This window comes from Pontimicrobium sp. MEBiC01747, from assembly GCF_053601635.1.
In genome coordinates this window covers 1-1,311 of record NZ_JBSHNS010000338.1, presented here as the reverse complement: position 1 = coordinate 1,311, position 1,311 = coordinate 1, and the positions used below count along the sequence as shown (strand labels likewise).

Below are 1,311 nucleotides of genomic sequence, written 5' to 3'. Positions count from 1 at the left end.
AAATAGAGTTGAATAACTCAAAAACTTTAAAAGATTATTTCGACTATTTTAATGAGCAGATGGACTATTTTAAAATCCGTTTAGCTTTAAGTGTTATTGAAAAAGAAAACATGTAACAATGGATATTATAGACTTTATTATAGGAGCTTTATTAGCTAATGCTATGCCACATTTTGTAATTGGGATTACTAAAACCAAGTTTTTAGGACTGTTTGGCTACTCACCTAGAGGCAACATTATGTATGCAGTTCTTCAGTTTATTATATGCTTAATTTTAATAACCGTAAAATATAGTTTTACAGAAATTATAACTAACGGCTTTTTTATGGGGCCATTAACTGTTATGAGCTTATATTTTGTTTTCGGAAAATGGATTTTAGCCTTTTATAACAGAAAATCAATCAAATAATGGTTTTATTTAGTACCAACATTTTATAAATACGCGAGTATAAATACTATAAATAATTGATAGTATCTTAAATATAGTCTAACTTCGTAAGGCTATTACTAAAAGAAAACAATACACTTGAAAAAGGTACTTCTTATTATATCTGTTATTTTTTCTCAATTTATATTTGCTCAAGGCGAAGGTAATATTTGGTACTTTGGTTTTAATGCAGGGTTAGATTTTAATGTAGATCCTCCTGCAGTATTAACTAATAGTAGTCTATCGTCTAACGAAGGTTGCGCTTCTATTTCTGATGCCTCTGGAAATCTTCTTTTTTATACAGAAGGCACAACAATTTGGAATAAAGACCATGAGATTATGAGTAATGGAGATGCGTTATTAGGTAACCCTTCTGCTACACAATCTTGTATAATTGTAAAAAAACCAGAAGACAATAACACCTATTTTGTATTTACGCTAGATTTTGAAGCAGGAAATAATGGTTTTAGATATTCTGAAGTAAATATGGTACCAAATAATGGACTAGGTGTGGTATTAGTTGCTAATAAAAACACATTATTACTAGATACTGTTACAGAAAAAGTAACGGCAGTTCAGCATGCAGATGGCATAAACACTTGGGTGGTTGTACACGGTTGGAATAATAATAACTTCTACGCTTATTTAGTTACAAGCTCTGGTGTTAGCGATACTCCTGTAATAAGTAGTGTTGGGCCAATAAGTAATGGCGTAAACCAAAACACGGTTGGCACATTAGTATTTTCGCCAAATGGAGAAAAAGCAGCAATGTGTAATAATAGAAACGAAACTATTTTGTTTGACTTTAATGCAGATACAGGAGTTATTAGCAACCCAATTACAATAAATAATAAATCTAATACATACGGCGCAGCTTTCTCCCC

General features: G+C 31.1%; 1 protein-coding gene and 1 pseudogene. Both read left to right on the top strand.

Annotation, left to right across the window (positions count from 1 at the left end):
• Positions 1-118 precede the first annotated feature (118 nt).
• Entirely contained in the window at positions 119-409 is a 291-nt protein-coding gene (locus ACVC2P_RS11070; RefSeq protein WP_452598532.1) for a hypothetical protein, read from the top strand.
• Between the two features lie 117 nt (positions 410-526).
• Positions 527-1,311 (top strand): annotated as a pseudogene (locus ACVC2P_RS11065) (hypothetical protein); the annotation flags it as partial.

Coding starts and splice junctions, on each gene's coding strand:
- ACVC2P_RS11070 (WP_452598532.1), top strand. CDS start 119: ATGGATATTATAGACTTTATTATAGGAGCTTTATTAGCTAATGCTATG.